Source organism: Sanguibacter gelidistatuariae (genome assembly GCF_900096585.1).
Classification (GTDB): domain Bacteria; phylum Actinomycetota; class Actinomycetes; order Actinomycetales; family Cellulomonadaceae; genus Sanguibacter; species Sanguibacter gelidistatuariae.
Map to the genome: position 1 here is coordinate 37,013 of NZ_FMYH01000011.1, position 17,323 is coordinate 54,335.

The 17,323-nt window shown below is 69.3% G+C and carries 17 protein-coding genes; 6 read left to right on the forward strand and 11 right to left on the reverse strand.

The annotated features are described in order from the left end of the window. Positions 1–5: 5 nt before the first annotated feature. The 5 genes from BLQ50_RS17525 to BLQ50_RS17545 form a co-directional block, all read right to left on the reverse strand. Positions 6–1,733: a glycoside hydrolase family 15 protein gene (locus tag BLQ50_RS17525; RefSeq protein ID WP_217629205.1), complete on the reverse strand. Its 1,728-nt coding sequence runs from the start codon at positions 1,731–1,733 to the stop codon at positions 6–8. A 230-nt stretch (positions 1,734–1,963) separates the two neighbouring features. Next, a complete protein-coding gene (locus tag BLQ50_RS17530; protein ID WP_093186605.1) occupies positions 1,964–2,443 on the reverse strand; it encodes a GtrA family protein in 480 nt (159 codons plus the stop codon). A gap of 3 nt (positions 2,444–2,446) precedes the next feature. Further along, entirely contained in the window at positions 2,447–3,400 is a 954-nt protein-coding gene (locus BLQ50_RS17535) for a decaprenyl-phosphate phosphoribosyltransferase (protein WP_093186608.1), read from the reverse strand. A gap of 30 nt (positions 3,401–3,430) precedes the next feature. Then, on the reverse strand, positions 3,431–4,648 hold the full coding sequence (locus BLQ50_RS17540) for a hypothetical protein (protein WP_093186610.1): 1,218 nt from the start codon (positions 4,646–4,648) through the stop codon (positions 3,431–3,433). Further along, positions 4,645–5,352, reverse strand: coding sequence for an HAD-IB family hydrolase (locus BLQ50_RS17545; RefSeq protein ID WP_175559184.1), 708 nt, complete (start codon positions 5,350–5,352; stop codon positions 4,645–4,647). The genes BLQ50_RS17540 and BLQ50_RS17545 overlap by 4 nt, the downstream gene beginning before the upstream one ends. Before the next feature lie 163 nt (positions 5,353–5,515). Here BLQ50_RS17545 and BLQ50_RS17550 point away from each other — a divergent pair, with 163 nt between their 5' ends. Continuing rightward, on the forward strand, positions 5,516–6,190 hold the full coding sequence (locus BLQ50_RS17550) for a response regulator transcription factor (protein ID WP_093186615.1): 675 nt from the start codon (positions 5,516–5,518) through the stop codon (positions 6,188–6,190). A gap of 14 nt (positions 6,191–6,204) precedes the next feature. Here BLQ50_RS17550 and dprE2 read toward each other — a convergent pair whose 3' ends face one another. Then, on the reverse strand, positions 6,205–6,966 hold the full coding sequence (gene dprE2 / locus BLQ50_RS17555) for a decaprenylphospho-beta-D-erythro-pentofuranosid-2-ulose 2-reductase (protein WP_093186617.1): 762 nt from the start codon (positions 6,964–6,966) through the stop codon (positions 6,205–6,207). Next, complete coding sequence (gene dprE1, locus BLQ50_RS17560) at positions 6,963–8,321, reverse strand: decaprenylphosphoryl-beta-D-ribose oxidase (RefSeq protein ID WP_093186619.1); 1,359 nt, start codon at positions 8,319–8,321, stop codon at positions 6,963–6,965. The genes dprE2 and dprE1 overlap by 4 nt, the downstream gene beginning before the upstream one ends. 129 nt (positions 8,322–8,450) lie before the next feature. On the opposite strand from dprE1, the gene BLQ50_RS17565 reads away from it, so the two are divergent. Genes BLQ50_RS17565 through BLQ50_RS17585 form a run of 5 tightly spaced genes read left to right on the forward strand, consistent with a single transcriptional unit; the run spans position 8,451 to position 13,725 of the window. Then, positions 8,451–9,878, forward strand: a complete 1,428-nt coding sequence (locus BLQ50_RS17565) for a sensor histidine kinase (RefSeq protein ID WP_217629206.1) — start codon at positions 8,451–8,453, stop codon at positions 9,876–9,878. Positions 9,879–9,915: 37 nt separating this feature from the next. Beyond that, a complete protein-coding gene (locus BLQ50_RS17570) occupies positions 9,916–11,019 on the forward strand; it encodes a glycosyltransferase (protein WP_175559185.1) in 1,104 nt (367 codons plus the stop codon). Positions 11,020–11,068: 49 nt separating this feature from the next. Next, positions 11,069–12,457: a ferredoxin reductase family protein gene (locus BLQ50_RS17575; RefSeq protein ID WP_093186623.1), complete on the forward strand. Its 1,389-nt coding sequence runs from the start codon at positions 11,069–11,071 to the stop codon at positions 12,455–12,457. After that, complete coding sequence (locus tag BLQ50_RS17580) at positions 12,454–12,972, forward strand: FMN-binding protein (protein WP_093186626.1); 519 nt, start codon at positions 12,454–12,456, stop codon at positions 12,970–12,972. Before BLQ50_RS17575 ends, BLQ50_RS17580 begins: the two co-directional genes overlap by 4 nt. A gap of 24 nt (positions 12,973–12,996) precedes the next feature. After that, positions 12,997–13,725, forward strand: a complete 729-nt coding sequence (locus BLQ50_RS17585) for an FAD:protein FMN transferase (protein ID WP_093186735.1) — start codon at positions 12,997–12,999, stop codon at positions 13,723–13,725. Here the strand turns inward: BLQ50_RS17585 and BLQ50_RS17590 are convergent. The 4 genes from BLQ50_RS17590 to BLQ50_RS17605 all read right to left on the reverse strand — a co-directional run bounded on the left by BLQ50_RS17590 (position 13,682) and on the right by BLQ50_RS17605 (position 17,322). Beyond that, positions 13,682–14,932: a sensor histidine kinase gene (locus tag BLQ50_RS17590; RefSeq protein WP_093186628.1), complete on the reverse strand. Its 1,251-nt coding sequence runs from the start codon at positions 14,930–14,932 to the stop codon at positions 13,682–13,684. The two genes, BLQ50_RS17585 and BLQ50_RS17590, sit on opposite strands and share 44 nt — an antisense overlap. Then, positions 14,929–15,606 carry a response regulator transcription factor gene (locus tag BLQ50_RS17595; protein ID WP_093186631.1) on the reverse strand — a complete coding sequence of 226 codons (678 nt, stop codon included), beginning with the start codon at positions 15,604–15,606 and terminating at the stop codon, positions 14,929–14,931. The genes BLQ50_RS17590 and BLQ50_RS17595 overlap by 4 nt, the downstream gene beginning before the upstream one ends. Before the next feature lie 100 nt (positions 15,607–15,706). Beyond that, positions 15,707–16,444, reverse strand: coding sequence for a DUF4386 domain-containing protein (locus BLQ50_RS17600; protein ID WP_245701350.1), 738 nt, complete (start codon positions 16,442–16,444; stop codon positions 15,707–15,709). Continuing rightward, positions 16,441–17,322: an SDR family oxidoreductase gene (locus BLQ50_RS17605; RefSeq protein ID WP_245701351.1), complete on the reverse strand. Its 882-nt coding sequence runs from the start codon at positions 17,320–17,322 to the stop codon at positions 16,441–16,443. Before BLQ50_RS17605 ends, BLQ50_RS17600 begins: the two co-directional genes overlap by 4 nt. Between the last annotated feature and the right edge of the window lies 1 nt (position 17,323).

Sequence of the window (17,323 nt, forward strand, 5' to 3'; positions counted from 1 at the left end):
TGGGTCTAGGCCCGGTCGTCCGGAGCCGGCGGCGTGGCGAGCCGGCCAGCGGTCTCGAGCATCGCGGCATGGACGAATGCCTGCGGAAAATTGCCGCGGAGCTGGCGCTGTTCGACGTCGTATTCTTCGGTGAACAGTCCCGTGGTGGAGCACGCGGCCCGATTGCGTTCGAACCAGTGCATCGCCTCAGTCTCATCGCCTTGTTGGTGGACGGCCATGGCCATGTTGAAGCCGCACAGAAGGAACGCCCCCTCCGTCTGCGCCAAGGGCCGTGCGTCCTGGCTGAACCGGTATACATACCCCTCGCGGCCCAGGTCGGCCCGGACCGCAGCCACTGTTGCCAGGCTGCGCGGGTCGTGTATCGGTATCGCGCCTCGCAGGGTGGGCAGGAGCAGTGCCGCGTCCACCCGGTCATCACTGGGGCTGCGTTGCCAGCGGCCACTGGGGTGCAGGCAGCTTCGGGCCGTATCGGCGACGATGTTGTCTGCCAGCGACGTCCATTGCGCGCCTTGGGCGGCGGGGGCGTGCGCGGCGACTGCGCGCAGGCCCGCCGCACAGATCAGCCGCGAATGCGCCCAGGTGTCGTTGTTGAGCTCCCAGATGCCGGCATCCGGTTCCTGCCAGCGATCGATGATGGCCTGGACCGCAGCCTCTGCCGCCCGCCAGTTCTGCAGGTCCAACCGGTCGTGACTGGCAGCAGCGGCGAAGAGCAGCAATGTCTCGCCGAAAGTGTCCAGCTGGAATTGGTTGTTGACCCAGTTTCCTGTTCTCGCGGAACCACCCGGATATCCGACCAGATTGAGATCAGCTTCGTCCGGAACCCGCCCCCCGGTGACCGAATAGGCTGGTTTCAGGCTCGGCCCGTCGTCGAGGAGTCGGCTGGTGATGAACCGCACGGCATCATCGAGCAGGGGGTAGGGCCCGCATGCGGCGATGGCTTGACCGGCGTAGCACTGGTCGCGGATCCAGGCGTAGCGGTAGTCGTAATTGCGTTGCTCTTGGGCGCGCTCGGGCAGACCCAACGTCGCCGCCGCCACCATGGCGCCGCTGGTGCCGGTCATGCCGCGCAATACGGCATAGGACTGGCGGGCGTCGTCGGGGGCCGTAGTGTCCAACAGCTGAGGGACGGAGTCTTTCCAGCTGCGCTCGGTTCCGGACCACGCTGCGTCCACGGCCACCGGAGCCGAGGCGAGCGGTTGGTCGGCCAGTTCCAGGACGAGGTCATGATCTGTGCCGGCCGGCAGGTCGAGATGCAGGTGCAGGGCGCCACCGTGGACCGTGGCCTCCGAGGCCCCGGCCAGACGTAGATACAGGTTTCCGCTGCGGCCCGTCCAGACCCCGTCCTCACACTTCAGCCGTGTCATCCCGTGCCTGCCGAACCCCGCGCCCACCTCAAGGACCACGTTCATCGTGGCCAGACCGGACACCGCACGCAGCCGACGCAACAGCACCGCCCGATGCTCATCTGCCGGCTGTGCGAGTGCCTCCCGGCATTCGACAATCCCATCTGTGGTGACCCAGCGGCTCGTCCAGATCAGCGTCCCGTCCTCGTAGCTGCCGCCCCAGACGTACCGAGAGCCGACGGGGGTCACCGCGAACCTGCCGCCGCCACCAATCAGGGAGGAAAAGACCGCCTCGCTGTCCCAGCGAGGTACACACATCCAAGCCACATCCCCATGGGGCCCGATCAGTGCGGCACGTTCCCCGTCGGCAATCATGGCGTACTCGCGCAATACGTGAGGGGAGTGGAGTGCTTGCGCAGCAGCCGACATAACTTGACACTAGGCGCGATTATTGACGTCGGCCAGTGCGTCCCTGCTCAGGTCGAGCCGTTGGTCGGGCCATGCACCGCCAACGGCTCACACCAGGGAGAGAACGTCATCGACAGCTCACGATCCGGGGAGCCAGGTCCAGAGCACAGGCGCGTAGGGGTCGTCGAATTCCGTCGAGGATCTCCGCCATGTCACCGTTCGATGGGTCGACCTGGGCGGTCCCGCTTGTCGACCGCCAGCGGCGAGAAGACGAACCGCCGGAACGCCCAGTACCGCAAGACGGTCGCGGCGCCCATGCCGAGCACGTTCGCCGAGAGGTTGTCCGCGAGCGGCGAGGTCAGGCCCAGCAGGTGGTGAGTTGCCCACAGGCAGAGCACCTGGACCGCAGCCGCCGCGATGCTGATAGCGACGAACGTCACGACGGCTCGTCTCGTGCCGGTCCGCGGCCCGGCCGGCCAGGTGTAGTAGCGGCTCCCGACGTACGCGACGGTGATCCCGACGACGGAAGACAGCGCCTTGGCAGCGAGGGGGTCGATGCGCAGCACGAGCAGAGAGACATTGAAGACGACGACGTCGGCCGCGTAGGCGGCGAGACCGGTGATGGCGAATCGCACCAGCTCGCTCGGACGTCCTGACCATGACGATGTCGCAGCCTGGGTGTGCGTCGTCATGGTCTATGCCAGGTAGAGAGCGCAGCCGACCAGCGCGGCCCAGACCGCACCGGCCACGAGCAGGAACCGGTCGGAGGTGAGCAGCCGCTCGGGGGCCTCGCCGTCGCCGAGGGCCACGAGCAGGCTGTAGCGCAGCAGGATCGCCAGGAACGGCACGACGGACAGTGCCAGGGCGGGCATGGCGACGTCGGATCCGACGTACTGGAATGCCCAGGTCGCGTAGGCCAGGACGGTGCCGGTCAACGACAGGGTGAGGACCTGCTGCAGCCACGACTGGGGGTACCCGTCAAGGACGGCTCGCGTCGTGGTGGTGCCGGTGGGGTGCATCTGTTCGGCGACGCGTTTGGCGGTGACCAGGAACAGCGACCCGAACAGCGCCACGAGCAGGAACCAGCTGGACAGGACGACCCCGGTCGCGACAGCTCCCGCTATCGCCCTCAGGACGAAGCCCGAGGCGACGGCCATGATGTCGATCACCGGCTGACGCTTGAGCCAGGCGCTGTAGCTGAGGGTCAAGGCCAGGTACGTTGCCACGACGGCCACGAAGGTCAGACCGAGAGGGAGGGCCGCGACCAGGGCGAAAACGGACAGGCCCAGGCCGACGGCATAGGCGGTGGCAGGTGCGATGCGGCCGGAGGCCACGGGCCGTAGTGCCTTTGTCGGGTGGCGCCGGTCGGAGGCGACGTCCTTGGCGTCGTTGACGAAGTAGATGCCTGCCGACGCCACGGTCAGGACGATTGCCGCCAACACCGCCGCCGCAGCAGTAGCCGGGACCACTAGCACGCCGGCCGCTCCTGGGGCCGCGAACACGAGCACGTTCTTCAGCCACTGGCGCGGCCGTGCGGTCTCGACCAGCGCGGACAGGGTGGGATGGACCACGGGTTTGGGCGAGCCGGTCGAGGCGCCCGAGATCAGAGGGCGAGGCGTCGTCGCCGGTGCGGAACTGGTGTGAGTCATGTCGGCTCCTGGGGGTGTTGGGCGGTGCCGTCAGCGCAGGGTGAGGTAGAAGAAGTCGCGCTGGTCGGGCGCGAGGTACCGGTCGGCCGGTCGCTGCATGCTGGGCAGCAGCTTGACCGGAGTCATCGTGGTGGCGCTCGCGGACGGCGTCCACGTCGCGAAGGACTGCAGGTTGGAGTGGATGTCTAGCTCCATGCCGCGCACGATCCCGGCGTCGACCATCGCGGTGGCGAGGGTCTGCAGGTTCATCGCCGTGCCGGCGATGTAGACCAGATCGCCCGAGGCGGTGACACCCAGGCCCGACCTCGCGGTGTACTGGAGCTGGTTCTTGGAGTTACCCCACCGCCCGTTGCCGTTGGCTGTCAGCCCATCGACGGGTGCGCCGGCGTCCACGACCAGCTGAAGGTTCTGCCGCACGGCACGGACATGGGAGCTCATGGTGAAGTCGCGTCCCCACTGTCCGACGCTGATGTGGCCCTGGTCGTCGATCACGGCGGACGCTTCACCGTCGACCAGCCGTGCTCCGGTGCGACCGTCGAGATAGAAGCCACCTCTGATGTCCTTCACCTTCCAGCCGGAGTTGAACGTGGCCACCAGCGCGGGCACGTCGGCCGGGGCAACCTGTGCGTTGCCCGGCCACGAGTGGCCGTCGGGTTGCAGGGTCCCGGCGACCAGGTGCGCTGTGGTGTCGCTGCTGCGCATCCAGGCCGCCGCAGCGACGACGCTCGCATGCGCGGGATCGGGCTGGAAGATGGTGGTGTAGACGGCCGGGGACCCTGCCGCGTCCACCCGGCCCGATACCCAGGTCCCTTCGCCCGCGAGAGCGGTCGCGCCAGGCAGCGCGCGGATGGCGGCAGGTCCGCCGCCGGCGGCGCTCGGGTGCGAAGCCACCACAGACAGCCTGGATCCCTGTGCCCAGGCGGGTAGGGCCGCGGCGCTGGGGGAAGCGTTGGTGGGGGCGTGCCGGGTGTAGTACCAGTTCTCGATGGAGTTCACGACCGAGTTGCCGCCGTGGTCGCGCACCCACTCGACCGATCGTTCTTGCCAGGTCGCGCTGCCTGGGTAGGTGAGCGCGCGGGCGTAGGAGGTGCCCACGGCGAGGAACACCAGCACCAGGATCGCCACGACCACGCGCGTCCACCGTCGCCGCCTCGGCGACCGGGTCTTGCGACGGGGTGGCGGTGGTGTGAGCGGGCTGTTCGGGTCGTCGGGGAGCGGTGCGGGGAGCACGGTGCTGGGGCTCGTCATGGCTCAACTCCTGAGGTGGCGACCTGGACGGCGCGCATCGCCGCGAAGGCGTGAGGTGGTGTGGTCAGGCGTCGGTAGGCGCGGATGCGGACCGGGACGTCCGCCAGGGCCAGGGCCAGGGTCGCCAGGTCGCTGCGGCTGTCGCCGTACGCCCACACCGACGCGGGCCGCACGTCGGCGATGAGGTCGTTGACCCGCCGGGCCTTTTCCGGGCCGCGGCAGTTGAGCGTGGACCGCGCCCCGGTCAGGTGGCCAGCCGTGCACTCCAGCTCGGTCGCCACGACGTGATCCGCGCCAAGCAGGGCTCCCAGCGGCCGCACGTACACCCCGGGGGAGGCGGACGCCAGCGCGAGCACATCACCGCAGCGCTGATGCCACGCCCAGCGCGACAGCGAGTCTGGTCGGCAGCCGGTCTCGAGCACGGACTGCGCGTACCGGAGGGCGAGCGCCTCGAGCTCCACCTCGGACCAGCCCGCCAGGGCGCCCCGCAGGAGCGCGTCCTTGAACTCGGCCCGGCCGCCACCACGGCGCACGACGGCGAGCGCAGCGCCCCGAAGGATCAGGGCTAGGGCACGTGGACCGAGGACAGCCCGCAGAAACGGCAGCAACGTGTCCGAGGTGGTCAGCGTGCGGTCGACGTCCCAGACCGCCAGGCGCGACGACCGCGTGGGCTGACCCGTCGGCGCGTGCGGCGCGGCGGTCATCGCCGGACCCCAGAGTGAGGTGCTGGAAGGGTGGGCTGGGTGCCCAACCGAGTGTCGTGTTCGCATAGGGACACCATGGTCGTCGGATGCGAAGAGGACGCTGAGAGACCGTGGGTGGCAGGATCAGCGGGTAGCGAGACAACCCGACGGAGGGACGTCGACGATGAAGGTGCTGGTGGTCGAGGACGAGGTGCGCCTGGCCGAGACGGTTCAGCGCGCGCTCGCTGCGGAGGGCATGAGCGTGGACATCGTCCACAACGGCGTCGACGGTCTGTGGGCCGCGTCCGAGAACCCCTACGACGTGATCGTGCTCGATATCATGCTGCCCCAGCTGTCCGGGTACCGGGTCGTCGAAGAGCTACGCCGGCGCGGGGTGTGGACCCCCGTCCTGATGCTCACGGCAAAGGACGGGGAGTACGACCAGGCCGACGCGTTCGACCTCGGCGCGGACGACTACCTGACAAAACCCTTCTCCTTCATCGTCCTCGTCGCCCGGCTCCGGGCACTGGCGCGCCGCGGGGCACCGGAGCGCCCCGTCGTGTTCGTGGCCGGGGACCTCACCCTCGACCCGGCCCGGCATCGCGTCGCCCGGGGCGAGGTCGAGATCTCGGTGACGCCTCGCGAGTTCGGGCTGCTCGAGTTCTTGATGCGACACCGAGGCGACGTGGTCAGCAAGACCGAGATCCTGGCGGGCGTCTGGGACTCCGCATACGAGGGTGACCCCAACGTCGTCGAGGTGTACGTCGGCTACCTGCGCCGCAAGATCGACCTCCCGTTCGGACGGCAGGCGATCGAGACGGTCCGCGGCACCGGCTACCGGCTCGCTGCCGACGGGTGAACAGAGACGGGTGATCAGATCGGAAGTCGCCTGAACACCGGACCCGGCAGGTGCCGTAGCCCGCTCATGACCCACCGCAACGCGGAGGGCGCCCACACCGTTCGTCGTCCTGCCCGCAGGCCCGCCACGATGATGTCCGCGACCTGTTCAGGTACCTGGGAGAGCGGCGCGGCGTCGAGCCCGGCGGTCATCTTCGTCCGGACGAATCCCGGGCGGACGACGAGGACCTGGACGCCGTCGCTGGCAAGAGCGTCGCCCAGGCCGGTGTAGAACGCGTCCATACCGGCCTTGGTGGACCCGTAGAGGAAGTTGGACCGTCTGGGGAGCTCCGCGGCGACGGACGACATCGCGACGATGGCGCCGTGGCCCTGCGCTCGCAGGCGTTGGCCGACCAGCACACCACAGCCGACCGCCGCCGTGTAGTTGACCTGGGCCAGCTCGAGGGCAGCGTCGATGTCCTGCCACGCGTGCTCCTGGTCTCCGAGCAGTCCGAACGCCACGATGACGACGTCGACGTCCGGTCCGGCGTCGAAGACGGACGCGATGGCGCGCTCGTACGACGTCCGGTCGGTGGCCTCGAAGTCCACCTCGGTGACGAGGAGACCAACGGTGACCAGGGAGGCGACCGCGGCGGTCCGGCGGTCGCCGGGGCGGGCGGCGAGCGTGATGCGCACGCCGGGTCGATCGCGGGTGAGCGCGGTGACCGTCGCCAGCGCGATGTCGGAGGTGCCGCCGAGGACAAGCACCCTTTGCACGTTGCCGAGCGAGTCCTTCATAGCTCTAGCCTCCTGGCGAGATCCGAGGTGAACACCCGGTCCGGGTTGGTGTTCCTGACGATGGCGCGCCACTCGTCGAGGCGCGGGTACATCTGGGCGATCGCGTCGGCCGGCAGCCGGGAGTCCTTGGCGAGGTAGTGTCGCCCGCCGGCGGCCATCACCTCCTCGTCCAGGCGGTTCAACAGGCGGTTCAGGATCGGTGCGCCGACTGGTATGTCGAGGGCGAGGGTCCAGCCCGGGACGGGAAACGACAGATGGCCTCTGCCTGCTGGACCGAAGCGCTTGAGCACGGCCAGGAACGAGGCCTGACCGGCGTGGCTGAGCATCTCGAGGCAGCGGCGAAGAGTCTCCTCGGCGCCGAAGGGCACGACGAACTGGTACTGGAGGAAGCCGCGGGGGCCGTAGATGCGGTTCCACCGGGCGACGCCGTCCAACGGGTGGAAGAACGCGGCTATCGACTGGATCTCACCGCGTCGCTCTCGCGGTGCCTTGTGGTACCAGGCCTCGTTGAACACAGCCACCGTCGCGCGGTTCAGCAGTCCGCTCGGGAAGACGGGGGGCGCGGTCGCGAGCTGTCTTGGCCGAAAGTCGAGGGCATGGTCGCGCAGCTGCGCGGGCAGCTGCTCCAATGGTGCCGATGAGCCCCGGGTCAGGACGGACCGACCCAAGGACAACCCGTGGGCGAGACAGTCGATCCAGGCGACGGAGTACGTGTAGCGGTCGTCGGTCGCCGCCATCCGCTCGAGCAGGTCGTCGACATTCGTGCACCTCTCGGTGTCGACGACGCAGTAGGCCGACTCGACCCGTTTCATCCGCAGGGTCGCGCGCACGATGAGGCCGGTCAGGCCCATGCCCCCCACGGTGGCCCAGAACACGGGGGACTCCGGGGTGAGGTGATGGATGGTGCCGTCGGCGACGAGCAGGTCGAGGGAGAGGATATGGCGTCCGAGGCTGCCGTCGACGTGATGGTTCTTGCCATGGATGTCTGCGGCGATCGCGCCCCCGACCGTCACCTGTCGCGTTCCGGGAGTCACCGGCACGAAGAGTCCCAAGGGCAGAAGGAGCCGCATCAGCTGGTCGAGACTTGCACCCGCCTCGACCTCGACGAGCGCGGTCTGGGTGTCGACCGACAGGACCCGGTTCCGGGTGGTCATGTCGACGACGACGCCGCCGCTGTTCTGGGCCGCGTCACCATAGCTGCGCCCAAGGCCGCGAGCGATCACCCCACGGGGGCCCGCGGTGGCCAGGAGCCCGGAGAGTTCGGCGTCGGTTCCGGCCGGGAGCACCGTCGCGGCGCTCGGGCTGGTCGCGCCCCACCCCGTGAGGAGGCGCTTTGACGCGTGTCCTGTGTGCATCACACCAGTCTCTGCTCCTGCGCCTGAGAGGGGCCTGAGCGACCGACGGCCCGGTGGGTGTGCTCCTGGTCACCATGAGATGCTCGGCCTGAGCTGGCCAGGTTCGCAGGCGAGAGAAGCGAGGCACAGGTGAGGTGGCCGACGTCGCTGCACGGGTTGCGCGGGGTGCGTGTCCGGACCGCGCTGGCCGCGGTCCTGGTCGTTGCGGTCGCGCTGGCCGTGGCTGCTGTAGCCCTTGTCGTCCTGCAGCGTCGTGAGCTGGTGCGTGAGCTGACGACCGTCGCCAAGGACCAGGGTGCCCAGGTGGCTGCACAGATCATCGACGGCGACGTCGACTCGGTCGACATCGCGGCGGTGACCGCGGGCGCGGGTGAGCGCGCGCTGGTCCAGGTTGTGACGCCGGGAGGACTCGTGACGGCGGCGACCTCGACCGTCGCGGGCGAGCAGCCGGCATCCACGGCGACTCCCGGCCCGGGTGAGGTCGTCGTCGAGACCCTGGACAGCTTGCCGAGTGGCGAGGACGAGCCGTTCGTCGTGGTCATCACTGGGGTCCAGACTCCGCAGGGGGTCGCCCGGGTGATCACGGCGCAGAACCTGGAGACGGTCGATCGCAGCATCGGGGTGGTCGTGACCCTGCTCGGCATCGGCTATCCGCTGATGCTCCTGGTCGTGGGCGGAACGTCGTACTGGATGGCCGGGCGCGCGCTCGCGCCGGTCGAAGCGATCCGGCAGCGGGTCAGCGAGGTCTCGGCGGTGGACCTGGGGGCACGAGTGCCGGTGCCGTCGTCCGGTGACGAGATCGCCCGTCTGGCGGAGACGATGAACCTCATGCTCGCGAGGCTGCAGCGCGCAGCGGATTCGCAACGCCAGTTCGTCGCCGATGCCTCCCACGAGCTGCGCAGCCCGCTGGCGACGATCCGCGCGACCGCTGAGCTCGCGGGTGCACACCCCGACGTCCTCACGTGGCAGGAAGGCGCCCAGACAGTCCTGATCGAGACCGACCGGGTCGAGCGGCTGGTGGCTGATCTGCTCTTGCTGGCCCGCTCCGATGAGCACGGATTGGTCATGAGGTCCGACGACGTGGACCTGGACGATGTTGTCACCACCGAGGCCGCCCGCCTCCGACCGCTCGGCCAGCACCGCATCGTCCTCGACATCCGGTCGGTGCGCGTGCACGGGGACGTCCAGAACCTGGTCAGGGCGGTGCGCAACCTCACGGACAACGCGACCCGGTACGCATGCTCGACAGTGACGCTGCGTCTTCATGTCGTGAACGCGATGGCTCAGCTCGAGGTGATCGACGACGGGCCAGGGATCCCCGCAGCGGAGCGGGAGCGGGTGTTCGAGCGCTTCGTGCGCCTGGACGTGAGCCGGGAACGGACCAGCGGTGGGTCGGGTCTCGGTCTGGCGATCGCCCGCGAGGTCGCGCGCGCCCACGGAGGTGACCTGCAGATCGTGGATCCGGAACCACGGGGTGCCGGCGCGCACATGGTGCTCACCCTTCCGCTGCCTTCGCCCGAGGACACCGCGACGGAGCCAGACCGAGCATCTTCCTGATCCCTCCGTCAGACTTCATATGGGGAGAGGACCTGAGATGTCACGGATACTGTTCGTCACCTGGGACGGCGGGGGCAATGTCACCCCTGCCGTCGAGATCGGCAGGGAGTTGCAACGCCGGGGAGACGACATCCGTTTCCTCGGCCAGCACCAGCAGCGGGAGAGCCTCGAGCTGGCCGGGTTCGGGTTCGCCGCCTACCGCACCCCCGGCCCCTGGACCGCGACGGGCAGACGGGGCTCCATCGCCACCAAGGTCGGGTTCCTTCGCCTGCTCGTCGGTCGCAGTCTTGGTCGAGACCTTGTTGCAGAGGTCGGGCGACATCCGGCTGACCTCGTCGTGATCGACTGCCTGCTCTATGGGGCCCTCGACGCGGCATCCCGCGGCGGAATCCGTCACGTGGTGTTCGTGCACTCTCTCTTCGCAGCTGTGGCGGAGAAGATGGCGGGTGGCGCACCCGGTGCGGTTGCCCAGATCGTCGGCCTCAACCCCTGGAAGCTGTGGTCGAAGGCCGTCGCGGTCGTGGCGGTCACGCTCGAAGAGCTTGATCGTCCGACCGAGAAACCGTTGGCCATCAGCTACACGGGACCGGTCCTGCCGACCATCGAGGGAGAGCCGGGAAACCGGCGGACGTCGTCCGCGACGATCCTGGTCAGCCTCAGCACGACCTACATCGCGGGGCAGACCGCGGTGATGCAGAACATCCTGGACGCCGTGGCGGATCTCCCCGTCCGCGTCCTCCTGACGACCGGTCCCGCCGTCGACCCGGACGACCTGCATCCACCCGCCAACGCCGAGGTACGACGGTTCGTACCTCACGCCCAGGTCATGCCCGGGGTCTCCCTCGTCGTCGGGCACGGTGGTCACTCGACAACGATGCTCGCCCTGGCCCACGACCTTCCGCTCGTCGTCCTGCCCATGAATCCCGCCTTCGATCAGCCGCTCATCGGGCAGCGAATCCACGACCTGGGTGCCGGAGCCACGCTCCCGTCGTCGTCCACACCGGCCCAGGTCCGGGCCGTGATCGATGACGTGCTCGCAGACGAGTCGTGTCGACATGAGGCAGCGCGTCTTGGCGCGGCCATCCGCGCGGCACGTGGTCGTGAGACCGCGGCTGACCTGCTCCAGTCGTTGATCACCTAGCCTCGGGCGTTCCGAGAATCCTCTGAGAATCGCACGGCACGCTGGGCACATGAGCACCCTCACGGAACGCAGAACTCGCCAGACCGCCAGGGGCACAGTCACGGCAACCACCGCTCATGGACGGTGGCCCCAGGCCCGGCTGGCGGTGCACGCAGTCGTACTGGGCGGCGCGGCAGCCGTGCTCGTGTTCTGGTGGGCGGGGACCCCCGCATCTGCTGGGTCGACTCCAGGAGGCGCGCTGACGAGTGCGGGTGAGCTGGCCGGTCTGCTCGCCGCCTATCTGGTCTGCCTCCAGCTTCTGCTCATCGGACGGGTGCCGTTCTTCGAGCGCGCGGTCGGGATGGATCGCCTCGTCGGGTGGCACCGGTCGCTCGGTACGACCGTCGTGCTCCTGGTGCTCACCCACGTGGGACTCATGATCGTCGGGGGCGGGCTTCTTGATCACGAGGCGTTGTGGCCGGAGGCCCTCTCGCTCATCGCGAGACAACCGAAGCTGCTCAGCGCCGTCGTGGGGACGGGGATCTTCCTGGTGGTGGGGCTCTCGAGTGCGCGACTGGCCCGCAGGGTCCTGTCGTACGAGGTCTGGTTCGTGATCCATCTGTCGGTGTATGTCGCCATCTTCCTCACCTTCGGGCACCAGATCGCGGCCGGAACGCACTTCGTCGACGCTCCGGTCGCTCGGGCGGTCTGGATCGGCCTCTACGTCGCCACGGCGTCGGCCCTGCTCACATGGCGCGTGCTCATCCCGCTCGTCGCCGGCCGGCAGATGATGCTGCGGGTCGAGCAGGTCGTCCCGGAGGGAGCCGGGATGGTGAGCGTGTGGTTGCGCGGCTCAGGGCTAGAACGCCTCGAGGCTCGGGGAGGGCAGTTTGTCCTCGTGCGCTTCCTCACGATGGGGCACCTGTGGACTGCGCATCCCTACTCCCTCTCGATGATCCCGACCTCGGACCGGCTGCGGGTGACCGTCGCCGCGCTCGGCGACCACTCGGCCGCGACGGCCCGGTTGCGTCCAGGCACGAGGGTCCTCGTCGAAGGTCCGTTCGGCCGGTTCACGGCCGAGCAGGCGTGGTCTGCGCGCACCCTTCTCGTCGCGGGAGGCGCCGGCATCGGACCGATCCGGTCGCTCGCTGAGGACCTGGTCCGGCGTGGTCACGACGTCGTCGTCGTGCATCGGGCCCACACGTCAGAGGGCCTGGCGCTGAGCCGAGAGCTCTCCGGCTCGCTGTCCCTGCGGTACGTCGCACTACCGGGGCGTCGGGCCGACCTCGGGTACGACCCGCTCGACCCCCACAATCTCCTGCGACTCGTCCCTGACATCGCTGACCGTGACGTCTTCGTCTGCGGCCCCGAAGGGCTGATCTCGACCGTCGTCCGCTCGGTGCGCGCCCTCGGCGTTCCCCGCAGCGCCATCCATCACGAGGAGCTGAGCCTGTCATGACCACACCACGGTGGCGCGGAACTCTCATCTACACCGGGACGCTCGCGACGATCGGCACGGTCGCGTTCACCCGATTCGGCCCGCTGGCCGGGACGGATCAGGTGGCGCCTGTCACGGCGGCGCCGGTCGCATCCTCCTCAAGTCCGGTGTCCCCGTCGACCGGGAGTGCAGCATCGTCGGCGAACGCGACCCCGAGCCCGTCGGACACCGCGACGCCAGCGCCCGGGTCGACGACGTCGAGCACCGTGACCGTCGCGGGATCGGTGTCCCAGACGCGCTACGGTCCCGTGCAGGTGTCGGTGACGTTCACCGGGTCCACGATCGTCGACGTCCGGACACTCCAGTCACCGAGCGCGGAGCGTGAGAGCGTCCAGATCGCGGCGCGGTCGACCCCGACTCTGGCGAAGGAGGTGCTCGCGGCCCAGTCCGCGACGATCGACACCGTCTCCGGAGCGACCTACACCTCTGAGGGCTACCGCGAGTCCGTGCAGTCGGCGATCGACCAGGTGGGCTGACCCGTGCGCCGGACGGAGCACATCATGGGCATCCCTATCTCGATCGACATTCGTGACGCGCCCGACGAGCGCACGGCGGGCGAGGCGATGAGCGCCGCTTTCGAAGTCCTGCGGTCCGCCGACGAACGCTTCAGCCCGTTCCGGAGCAACAGCGAGCTGCGCCGTTACGAGCGCGGCGAGACGACCGCGTCTGCCGATCTTGTGGAGGTCTTCGAGATCGCGCGTTGGGCGGGCATCGCCAGCTCGGGTGCCTTCAGCATCCACGCCCCCGACGGATCGCTCGACACCAACGGTGTTGTCAAGGGGTGGGCAGCGCAGCGTGCGGCCGAGGAGCTTCTCGCGCGTGGGGTCAGGAACTTCTGTCTGAACGCTGGAGGCGATGTTGTCACCCACGGGGAGCCCGAGCCGGGGCGGCCCTGGCGCACCGGTGTCCGTGACCCGGGCGATCCGCGGCGGGTCGTCGCCGTCGTCGAGCAGCATGACGGGGCGGTCGCGACGTCGGGGACCTACGAGCGAGGTGCCCACGTGTGGGACGGTCGCACCGGGGGACCGGCGCGCACCCTCGTCGCCGCGACCGTGGTCGCCGACAGCCTCACGACCGCGGACGTCCTCGCGACGTGCGTCCTCGTGCTCGGCCCGGAGGGAGTCGCCTGGGCGATCGGCCAGGGCGCGCGTGATGCCTTCGCGGTCCTGCCCGGCGGGGGAGTGGTCACCGCCGGGGCGCAGGTCCAGCTGCCCGCAGGCGTAGCGTGAGGGCCGCACCCTCCCGACCGTCTGGGCGCGGGCCGGCGACGACGGACCCGCCGTGCTGGGCCGCGACCTCGGCGACGAGCGCCAGGCCCAGTCCGTAGTGGCGGCGGTCGCCCTCAGGAGGTGCTCCCGTACGCCGGGAGGCGAACCGCTCGAAGAGGTCGGCAGCCTCACCTGCGATTCCCGGGCCGTCGTCCTCGACCCGCACGACGACGGCATCACCGTCGCGGGCGACGACGACCCCCACGTGGCCCGTGGCGTGGTCGAGGGCGTTGTCGACCAGGGCGGTCACCGCTCGCCGCACCGACACAGCCGAGACGGTTGCGACGACCGACGACGGGCCGGACCTGGCGAGCTCGACGTGGCGTCCCTGGGCCGTGGCGCGCGCCGCGTCGACCGTCGCGTCGGCGATCACGGCGATGTCGACCTCGGTCAGGTCGACCGAGCGTGCGTCGGCCGCGAGGAGCATGTCCTCCAGGATGGACGTCAACGCCCGGGTGTCCTCCAGCAGGCCGTCCACGTCCTCGGGCAGTCGTGAGCCGCTCGACAGCCCGTGCTCGGCGCGGACATGCCGCTTGAGCAGCTGCGCCCTCGTCGAGAGCAGGGTGAGCGGGGTCCGCAGCTCGTGGCTCGCGTCGGCGACGAACCGGCGCTGCAGGGCAAGAGCCTCGACCGTGGGGCGAACGGCACGTCGCCCGAGCCAGGTACCTCCCAGTCCTGCCAGGATGACTCCGACCCCGCCGGCGACGACGAGCGCAGTCACGAGTCGTTCCATCTCCTCCCGTGCCTCCTGCGGGTCGAGGACCACTTGGACCGTCCGGCCGCGGGACTGCGCGGTGAAGGCCGTGAGCGTCCCGGCAGAGACCTCGATCCGGGTCCGGCGGTCCTGACCTGATCGTGCAACCTCGTCCATGATGGCGAGGTCGGGGAGACCAATCGGCATGGTGTCCGAGACCTCGAGCCCACGGGGCCCCTTGATCGCCACCCACATGCCGGTCGGGGCGTCGTGGACGTCGTCGATCGATCGGGCCGCGGCCTCGATGCGGCGCTCGCCGTCCTCGGTCTGCCCCCGCTTCACGACTCCCACCACAACCGCCCCGACCAGGGTCAGGCAGACGAGGACGAGCGCGGCGGTCTGCAGTCCCAGGCGTCGGGCCGTCTGTCGGAGCCGCCCCTGCTCGGCCGAGGTCAGGGGAGTGGGGCGGCTCATCCCCGCCCCAGGCGGTAGCCCAGACCGCGGACGGTCGTCACGACCTCCCGGCCCAGCTTGCGCCGGAGGTAGTAGACGTACGTGTCGACCGCGCCCTCGTCCTCGGTGCCCTCGAAGACTCGGTTGAGGATCTCACCGCGGGAGAACACCTGGCGAGGGCGGCGAGCCAGGAGGTCGAGGAGGGAACACTCCCGCTCCGAGAGACCCACGACCGTCCCGTCCGCGGCGGTGACTCGGCGGGTGCCCGCATCGAGCTCGAGGGCACCGAAGCGGACGGTTCCCGTGTCCGGGAGCGAGCCGCCACCTCCCCGGCGGCGCAGCGCACGGAGCCGGGCGGTGAACTCGTCGAGGTCGAAGGGCTTGGACATGTAGTCCTCCGCGCCGGCGTCGAGCCCGGCCACCCGGTCGGCAGGGTTGCCCAGCGCGGACAGGACGAGCGCTGGGGTGAGCACGCCGCGCCCTCGCAGCCGGCCGAGCAGGTCGAGACCCTCGATCGCCGGGAGCCCACGATCGAGGACAAGGACGTCGTACGCCCTGGTCAGCCCCAGGTGGAGGCCGCGTTGGCCGTCCCCCGCGACGTCGACGGCGTATCCCTCGTCAGTGAGGAGCTCCTCGAGCATCGCGGAGAGCTGGCTATCGTCCTCGACCAGCAGAACCCGTGCGGACTGTGTCATCGTCGTCGCCTCCTGGGACATGGTAGGACCGCGGCCATCGCCTGCGTGTACGCGGCCTGGCTCGACCAGGGCACAAGGACACCCGACCGAAAGCCCCACATCACCGTGGGCGGGAGGTGCTGGTCGTTCCTATCGAGGCTGTGATCGGGGACGGCTTGAAGCCTTTGACCGTCAGCCAGATGCCGAGCGAGAACTCCCAGAGCGCGATGGGGATGACGGCGAGCCCCGGGACGGTGGACACCGGTTCCCAGGCGCCGAACAGGATGCCGATGTCGGAGGCGACGAGCAGGGGCGCCCCGATGAAGCCGATGATGGGAAGAATCCGCGGTACCAGACGCGACTGGTACAGCAGGGAGCCGAGCAGCAGCGCGTTGACAGCCGGCATGAAGCTCTGCCCGAGGAGGGTCGTCCACTCGCGCTGAGCGACGAGCGCCTGGCCGGTGACCAGGGCGCCCGCTCCGGCTCCGTCCTGACGAAGGGTGACGATCGACAGAAGCGCCACCACGCCGGCGAATATCGTCGCGGCCTCGAGAACTCGTGCGCCGACGAAGCCCAGCGCGACTCCTTGGTTCTGTCTCTTGACCACGGGGTAGAGCACGACGGCGGTGCCGATGCCGGCGAGGGCCACGATGATCTCCAGCATGGCGCCGACCATCACGGCAGTGTCTGGGCCCGGGCCGGTGATGAAGTTCGGGTCGGTTCGGATCGCGCTGTAGAGCCCGAGGGTCGGGATCGAGACAAAGGTGATCAGGTAGAGCACGCCGGCGACGAGCGCGGTCTTCCTCAGCGGGTCCATCGGGACTTGGGTCGTTGCTGTCGTGCGGTCGGGGGTGGTCATGGTGTTCTCCTTGTCTCAGCTAGGCCGGTGAGGGTGGTGCTCACCTGCCAGAGTCGTGCCGCGACGGTCTCGTCGTAGCTCTGCGTGGACGATTTCTGTGGCTTGCTGTTGGAGAAGTAGACGCCCGTGACCTGCGCGAGATCCGACGCGGAAGCCACACGGATCGACGTTGCCGCCCCGCGTGCGGGGCTCCTCATGAACGGTCGGAAGAATGGGACGAGCCGTCGTTGCACCGTGCTCGGGTCACCCGCCCCGAACGATGTGTTCACCATGCCGGGGTGTACCGCGTTCGCTGTGACGGAGGTACCCCGGAGTCTCCGGGCGAGCTCGTAGGTGAAGAGGACGTTGGCAAGCTTGGACTGGTTGTAGGCCCGTGAGCCGGAGTAGGACTGCTCACCTTGAAGGTCGTCGAAGTCGATCCGTCCCATGGTCTGGGCGTTGGAAGCGACGGTGACAACACGAGCCGGGGCGCTCTCCTCGAGTCGCTCGAGCAGGAGGGAAGTGAGCAGGAACGGTGCTAGGTGGTTGAGTGCGAAGGTGCGCTCGAGCCCATCAGCGGTGACGTGCCGCGTGTCCCAGTAGCCGCCGACGTTGTTGATCAGCACGTCGATCTTGGACAGTCTCTCAAGTACCTCGTCAGCCAGCTGCCGCACCTCCGACTGCGAGGACAGGTCCGCGACGAACACGTCGACCTGGCCACCTCCGGCTGCGCGAACCTCACGAGCCGCGGCCTCGACGCGCTCGGGGTGCCGGCCGGTGATGGCGAGACGCGCCCCCATCGTGGCCAGGCCTACGGCGGTCGCCCGACCGATGCCTGCGCTGCCACCGGTGACCAACACCGTCCTGCCGGTCATCGGTCCGCCCGGGCCTCGTTCCATC

Excerpts from the sequence above, each read along its gene's own strand:
- BLQ50_RS17530 (WP_093186605.1), bottom strand. The coding sequence starts at position 2,443 with ATGACGACGCACACCCAGGCTGCGACATCGTCATGGTCAGGACGTCCG.
- BLQ50_RS17535 (WP_093186608.1), bottom strand. The coding sequence starts at position 3,400 with ATGACTCACACCAGTTCCGCACCGGCGACGACGCCTCGCCCTCTGATC.
- BLQ50_RS17540 (WP_093186610.1), bottom strand. The coding sequence starts at position 4,648 with ATGACGAGCCCCAGCACCGTGCTCCCCGCACCGCTCCCCGACGACCCG.
- BLQ50_RS17545 (WP_175559184.1), bottom strand. The coding sequence starts at position 5,352 with ATGACCGCCGCGCCGCACGCGCCGACGGGTCAGCCCACGCGGTCGTCG.
- BLQ50_RS17550 (WP_093186615.1), top strand. The coding sequence starts at position 5,516 with ATGAAGGTGCTGGTGGTCGAGGACGAGGTGCGCCTGGCCGAGACGGTT.
- dprE2 (WP_093186617.1), bottom strand. The coding sequence starts at position 6,966 with ATGAAGGACTCGCTCGGCAACGTGCAAAGGGTGCTTGTCCTCGGCGGC.
- dprE1 (WP_093186619.1), bottom strand. The coding sequence starts at position 8,321 with ATGCACACAGGACACGCGTCAAAGCGCCTCCTCACGGGGTGGGGCGCG.
- BLQ50_RS17570 (WP_175559185.1), top strand. The coding sequence starts at position 9,916 with ATGTCACGGATACTGTTCGTCACCTGGGACGGCGGGGGCAATGTCACC.
- BLQ50_RS17575 (WP_093186623.1), top strand. The coding sequence starts at position 11,069 with ATGAGCACCCTCACGGAACGCAGAACTCGCCAGACCGCCAGGGGCACA.
- BLQ50_RS17580 (WP_093186626.1), top strand. The coding sequence starts at position 12,454 with ATGACCACACCACGGTGGCGCGGAACTCTCATCTACACCGGGACGCTC.
- BLQ50_RS17585 (WP_093186735.1), top strand. The coding sequence starts at position 12,997 with ATGGGCATCCCTATCTCGATCGACATTCGTGACGCGCCCGACGAGCGC.
- BLQ50_RS17590 (WP_093186628.1), bottom strand. The coding sequence starts at position 14,932 with ATGAGCCGCCCCACTCCCCTGACCTCGGCCGAGCAGGGGCGGCTCCGA.
- BLQ50_RS17595 (WP_093186631.1), bottom strand. The coding sequence starts at position 15,606 with ATGACACAGTCCGCACGGGTTCTGCTGGTCGAGGACGATAGCCAGCTC.
- BLQ50_RS17600 (WP_245701350.1), bottom strand. The coding sequence starts at position 16,444 with ATGACCACCCCCGACCGCACGACAGCAACGACCCAAGTCCCGATGGAC.
- BLQ50_RS17605 (WP_245701351.1), bottom strand. The coding sequence starts at position 17,322 with ATGGAACGAGGCCCGGGCGGACCGATGACCGGCAGGACGGTGTTGGTC.